The sequence below is a fragment of the Rhodococcus sp. 7Tela_A2 genome, assembly GCF_049311045.1.
Classification (GTDB): domain Bacteria; phylum Actinomycetota; class Actinomycetes; order Mycobacteriales; family Mycobacteriaceae; genus Rhodococcus.
Genome location: NZ_JAXION010000187.1, coordinates 1 through 4,866, shown reverse-complemented (window position 1 = coordinate 4,866; position 4,866 = coordinate 1). Strand labels below are relative to the sequence as shown.

5 protein-coding genes are annotated in these 4,866 nt (G+C 69.6%); 1 reads left to right on the top strand and 4 read right to left on the bottom strand.

What is annotated here, in order from left to right:
• Nucleotides 1-138: 138 nt before the first annotated feature.
• From TVH25_RS20785 to TVH25_RS20775, 3 genes are all read right to left on the bottom strand, one after another.
• Nucleotides 139-921, bottom strand: a complete 783-nt coding sequence (locus tag TVH25_RS20785; RefSeq protein ID WP_169621092.1) for an FAD:protein FMN transferase — start codon at nt 919-921, stop codon at nt 139-141.
• Between the two features lie 72 nt (nt 922-993).
• Nucleotides 994-2,616 (bottom strand): acyl-CoA dehydrogenase family protein, encoded by a 1,623-nt coding sequence (locus tag TVH25_RS20780; protein ID WP_169621093.1) that lies wholly within the window; start codon nt 2,614-2,616, stop codon nt 994-996.
• Complete coding sequence (locus TVH25_RS20775; protein WP_296550586.1) at nt 2,613-3,209, bottom strand: TetR/AcrR family transcriptional regulator; 597 nt, start codon at nt 3,207-3,209, stop codon at nt 2,613-2,615. Before TVH25_RS20775 ends, TVH25_RS20780 begins: the two co-directional genes overlap by 4 nt.
• Nucleotides 3,210-3,283: 74 nt before the next feature.
• Between TVH25_RS20775 and TVH25_RS20770 the strand changes: the two genes are divergently transcribed.
• Nucleotides 3,284-4,507 carry a hypothetical protein gene (locus TVH25_RS20770; RefSeq protein ID WP_422425370.1) on the top strand — a complete coding sequence of 408 codons (1,224 nt, stop codon included), beginning with the start codon at nt 3,284-3,286 and terminating at the stop codon, nt 4,505-4,507.
• On the opposite strand, the gene TVH25_RS20765 is transcribed toward TVH25_RS20770, so the two are convergent.
• A partial coding sequence (locus tag TVH25_RS20765; RefSeq protein WP_422425369.1) for a WYL domain-containing protein occupies nt 4,498-4,866 on the bottom strand: 369 nt, incomplete at its 5' end. The genes TVH25_RS20770 and TVH25_RS20765 overlap by 10 nt on opposite strands.

The following is a 4,866-nucleotide window of genomic DNA, read 5'->3' as shown; positions in this document are numbered from 1 at the left end:
AGCAGGCGTCGGTGTTGGCGCCGGTGTTGGGGGGTGTGGGTGAGCCGGAGTCGGGTGATGCGTCTACGGACAACCTGATCCGCATATACCGCCGAATGCGCGACTCGGACTGACATCTCTCCCCGACGCCCGAAACCGTTACGCAGCGCGAGAATCCGGCCACGCGGCCGTGGTGTGTACCCGCCCCCGGCGGTCGACGAGCCGCGCCGCGAGTTCGTACTGCTCGAGCCACGCGATCGCACCGACCTCGCAGTGCAGAGCCGTCTGCGCCGCAGCGTCGGCCCAGACCGCATCGGGCGCGACCACCGTGACGACGCGCCACCGGTCGTCGGCCCGGTCCCCTGCCCTACGCGAGGCGATCGCGGTGCCTGCGGGCAAGTCGATGTCGTTCCGGCCGGGCAACGCCACCTGCCATCCGCCGTCCGGGCGCGCGCCCGCGGTGGCCGCCGTGTCGCCGATACGCACCAGCACGCCGCAGTCGAGCCCCTCCGCGGCGAGTGCCGCCCCGTAGTCGGCGGTATCGGCGCGCGCCGTCTCCTCGAGGTCGAGACCCGCGCCCCACGGCGCGTGAACGGTGTCGCCCTCGATCCGGACGTCGAGGTAGCTGGGCACCGGGTGGACCGGGGGAATCGACTCGGTGTCGAGGCGGTTGTCGACCGGCGTGACGGCACCGTCGGTCATCCGGGCAGCCCGCAGGGCAGACTCGAGCAGCGTGGACAGGCGCGGGCTCACCCGCACGGGGACGCCTTGCCCGAGATTGACGGCGTGCAGTTCTGCATCACCGCGCCGGAGATCACACGCTGCCTCGGACACGTCGATCGTCGAGCGCACGATCTCCTCGGCCTGCCCCAGCGCACGGGGTTCGGTCACCGCGAGCACGACGTGCCGCCCGAACCCCCGCCACCGGCTCGTGTCGATCATGGCGGTCTCCCCTCGTGTGCGGGATTCACCGACCCTTTCCAGTATGCCCGGGGCTCTCCGCGGCAGCCCGTCTCAGATGCGGGTCAAGATCGCCTCGGTGTCCACCCCGGTGGGCAACGTACCCATGGCGATCCCCCAGTCGTCGTCGAGCCTGCTCGCGCAGAACGCGTCGGCAACGGCGTGGTGGCCGTGCCGCACGAGCTGGGCGCCCTGCAGAACGAGCGCCATCAGTTCCACGATCCGCCGGGCGCGGTATTCGATGTTCTCCAGGTCTGCGAGTTCCTTGCCCACGCGGGTGATGGCGTGGTCCAACCGCGAATCCGCGCCCTGCGCACGCTGCACCTCGGTGAAGAAGGCCTCGACGGTGTCGGGTTGCTTGACCATGGCGCGCAGCGCATCGAGAGCAGCGACGTTCCCGGAACCCTCCCAGATCGACATCAGCGGTGCTTCGCGGTAGAGCCTCGGCATCCCGGACTCTTCGGCGTAGCCGTTGCCACCGAGGCATTCGAGCGCTTCCGCGGCGTGGGCGGGCGCCCGCTTGCACACCCAGTATTTGGTGACCGCCAGTGCGATCCGCCGCAGCGCCGCTTCCTGCGGGTCGCCCTGCGCGCGGTCGGTCGCGCCGGCGAGCCGCATCATCATGGTGGTCGACGCCTCGGACTCGACGACGAGATCGGCGAGAACGTTGCGCATGAGTGGTTGGTCGACGAGGAGCGCACCGAATGCCGCGCGGTGCCGTGCGTGGTGGACCGCGCGGAGTGTTGCCATCCGCATCCCCGTCGCGGACCCGATCACGCAGTCGAGCCGAGTCATGTTGACCATGTCGATGATCGTGGAGACACCGCGTCCCTCGGGTCCGACGATCCATCCCACGGCGCCCTCGTACTCGATCTCCGACGACGCGTTGGATTTGTTCCCCAGTTTGTCCTTCAGCCGCTGGATCCGGATGCGGTTGCGGGCGCCGTCGGGCAGGACGCGCGGCAGGAGGAAACACGTGGGCCCGGCGCCGGTGTTCGCGAGGGTCAGGAACACGTCGGACATCGGCGCGGACGTGAACCATTTGTGCCCGACGATCGTGTACGTGCCGTCGGCGTTCTGTGTCGCGGTGGTGGTGTTGGCGCGGACGTCGGAGCCGCCCTGCTTCTCGGTCATCGACATCCCGGCGATGAGACCGCGTTTGCTCGCCGGTGTCCGCAGACCGAAGTCGTAGTGCGGCGCCGCCAATAGCGGTTCGTATTCCGCCGCGAGTGCCGGATTGTGGCGGAGCGCCGGAATCGCCGCGTACGTCATCGAAATGGGGCACATGTGGCCGGCGTCGGCCTGACCCCACACGTAGAACTTGGCGGCCCGGGCCACGTGCGCTCCTGGGCGCGGGTCGCGCCACGGCGCACCGTGCAGTCCGTGTTCGACCGCGACCGTCATCAGGTCGTGCCAATGCGGGTGGAACTCGACCTCGTCGATGCGGTTGCCGTACCGGTCGTGGGTGCGCAGGACGGGCGGATATTCGTTGGCGAGCCTGCCCCACTCCTGTGCCCGGGCCCCTCCCGCGAGCGCCCCGAGTTCGTGTACCTCGTCCTCTGCCCAGCTTCCGCCTTCGCGGTGCAGTCCTTCGATCAATGCGCGATCGTCCGCAGCGCTGTAGGGCACGAGGTCGGGCGCCTGGTTGGACACGATGTGCGTCGCGGGAAATGTCATGAGGGCGCTCCTAACGCGCGAAGGGACAATGCCACGAGGGCAGGCACCGTGTCTGCCGAAGCCGCACCGGCCCGCAAGGGTCCGGTGAGTACCTCCCCGACCGCTCCGACGAGAGCGGCGGCAGCGAGATCCGGGTCCTGGTCTGCGAATTCGCCCGTGGTGATGCCGTACCGGATCGCGCCGGCGAATGCGGCGGCGAACGCTCTGCGCAGCACCAGTCGCTCGGCGTCCACAGCCGCGTCGACGGGTTCCGCGAGCAGGGCGTAGGCCAGCACGGGATTGCGCAGCGCCCGGAACGCGAAGGTTTCCACGACGGCCGAGATCCGCTCGGCCGCCGATCCCGTCGCGGCCGCCGACACGACGGCCTCGACTTCTCGGCCGCACAGGTCCCGGAAGATCTGCACCATCAGATCCGACTTGTCGGCAAAATGCCGGTAGACGCTGCCGGTCGCGACTCCGGCGCGTTCGGCGACGGCCGCGATCGACATCTCCCGGTATCCACGTTCGGCGACGAGCGCCACCGCTGCGGCCGCAATCGCGTCGCGCTGGTCGTCGAGACGTTGTTGGACCGCGGGGGTCCGCCGGTACGGCATACCAAGAATTGAACCCCGGTTCAAACCTTTGGTCAACAGGCTTTCCGCCCGCGGTCCGGGCTACGGTCTAACGCATGAGTCGATTGAGCGTGGTGGACGAAATGTTCCTGCACCGACACCGCGGTTCCGGGCTTCCGTCGGTGATGCAGGGACTGTGGCGCACCGACGACACCGTGCACGCTCCCCTCCTCATCTCCCTGCACGACGCGTTGTCGCAAGGCCCCCTCGGCCGCCGGGTTGTTCGGCCCCGCATACCCGGCGCCCGCCCCCGATTCGTCGCGAGCACGCACTCGTACCCGCTGCGCTACCCCGCGGAGAAAGTGGCGGACGACGCGATCCTCGAATGGGCCGATGCCCAGACCGAAGTCGACCTCGATCCCGAACACGGACCCGGGTGGTCACTGGTCGCAGCACATCTCGCCGCCGGCGGCACTCTCGTCTCCCTCGTCTGCTCCCACGTACTGACCGACGCGCGGGGACTGATCGATGCTGTGGCCGAGGCTCTCGCCGGTCACGCCGAGCCACCCGACGAGTCCCACACCTCCGACGTCCGCGACGCGCTGCATGTCGTCCGTACGGTCGCGCGCGGTCTCCGGGGCGTGCGCCGTTCCGGTCCGCGTGAAAAACCGCCGGTCCCGCTGTCGGTGCGGTTGCGTCCCCGTACCGCCCTGATCGACGTGCCGAGCGACGAGTGGGACGCCGCTGCCGGCATCGGAGAGGGCACCGCGAATTCGCTGATGCTGGCGATCGCGACCGGGATCGCCCGCCGCGCAGGCATCCCCTTCCCACTGAAGATCTCCATTCCTGTGGACGACCGCGGTTCCGGCACCACCTCCAACGGGGTATCGATGACGGGTATCACCGTCGACGCGGACGACACGGTGGCGACGATCAGGGCCAAGGCCACGCATGCGTACCGGCAGCCTCGCGAGGGCGCGCCGCACGGTATCCCCGCAGAGATCGTGCAACTCGTACCCGACCGTGTCGCGGCCCGCCTCGCCAGAGGCGCCGGCGAGCGAGACATGCTGTGCTCCAATATCGGTCGCGTCCCGGCCGTGCTCGATGCGTTCGGTCCGCACCGCACCGCCGGGGTGGCGATGCGCGCCATGCATCCCGGCCTCGGCACGAGGGACGCCACGACCTCGACACGCCTGTCGACCTACCTGTGCAGCCGGGACGATCGATACACGCTCGCGCTCGTCGCCCTCGACGAAGATCGATTCCCCGACACCCGGACGCTGCGCGCGTTCATCGACGCAGAACTCGCCGAGAGAGGTCTGCACGCCACCTACTGGTGACCCGGGTCCCGGTGGCCCGCGTCCTGGTGCCTCGAGTCCCGGCCTCTCCCGAAGTCGGTGTCGAACCAGCGGCCGAGCGACTCGTCGGGCAGGTCGCGTCGACGATACGTGCCGGGGATACGTTCCACGGAGCCGATCCGGTCCATGCGGTAGGTGCGCCACTCGTCTCTGTCGAGATCGAACCCGACGAGATACCAGTGGCCGGCCCGATATACATGGCGATACGGATCCGTCGTCCGGACGGACGCTGCATCGTTGCGGTCGCGGTAGCCGAAGCGGCCCCCGCCGGCCACCCCCCCCGCCTCGGCCCGCGCCCCCCCCCCCAGCCCCCAGACCCCCGGCGCGGCGGCCAGCCCCGC

Coding starts and splice junctions, on each gene's coding strand:
- TVH25_RS20785 (WP_169621092.1), bottom strand. CDS start 921: ATGATCGACACGAGCCGGTGGCGGGGGTTCGGGCGGCACGTCGTGCTC.
- TVH25_RS20780 (WP_169621093.1), bottom strand. CDS start 2,616: ATGACATTTCCCGCGACGCACATCGTGTCCAACCAGGCGCCCGACCTC.
- TVH25_RS20775 (WP_296550586.1), bottom strand. CDS start 3,209: ATGCCGTACCGGCGGACCCCCGCGGTCCAACAACGTCTCGACGACCAG.
- TVH25_RS20770 (WP_422425370.1), top strand. CDS start 3,284: ATGAGTCGATTGAGCGTGGTGGACGAAATGTTCCTGCACCGACACCGC.